Annotated in this window: 1 protein-coding gene and 1 pseudogene; one reads left to right on the plus strand and one right to left on the minus strand. The window is 62.5% G+C overall.

Features of this window, described 5'->3' with window-relative positions; genetic code table 11:
* Positions 1-227 (minus strand): LysR family transcriptional regulator (locus tag EN991_RS41550; protein WP_245461218.1); only part of this gene is annotated, 227 nt, incomplete at its 3' end.
* Here EN991_RS41550 and EN991_RS39285 point away from each other — a divergent pair.
* Positions 226-501, plus strand: a pseudogene (locus tag EN991_RS39285) (peptide ABC transporter substrate-binding protein); the annotation flags it as partial. The gene EN991_RS41550 and the pseudogene EN991_RS39285 overlap by 2 nt on opposite strands.

The following is a 501-nucleotide window of genomic DNA, read 5'->3' on the forward strand; positions in this document are numbered from 1 at the left end:
CCCCTGATCCGTGCGCTGACGGTGGACTGCGCGAGGTTGAGCCGGCTGGCCGCAACGGTGAAGCTGCCATGGGTGGCGACTTCGAGAAAGCTGCGCAGATTTTCAGTGTCCATGCCCACCTCTGCATCGAAAATTTCGATGACCCCTATCAAAAAATATCGCTTTCCGGCGGCAGTCAACAATGAACTAGATGGCCGAACCCCAAGACAAGCGAGGAATCCAGCCATGCCCAAGCATTTCCGGATGATCGACAACGCTCGCAGAACGCTCACTGCAATCGAAAATTCCGCTGTCGACGAATTGCTGGCCGGCAGGATGGACCGCCGCGACTTCCTGCGCCATGGCAGCGTGCTTGGTCTCTCACTGCCGTTCCTGGGCAGCCTTGTCGCGGCCGCCGGCCTCGGCACGCAGCAAGCACGCGCGGAGGGCAAGCCGGGCGGCACGGTGCGCGCCGGCGTGGCGACGCCGGGCGGCGCCATCGATCCCGTCACCTATTATGAC

This window comes from Mesorhizobium sp. M7A.F.Ca.US.005.03.2.1, from assembly GCF_003997795.1.
Taxonomy (GTDB): Bacteria; Pseudomonadota; Alphaproteobacteria; order Rhizobiales; family Rhizobiaceae; genus Mesorhizobium; species Mesorhizobium ciceri.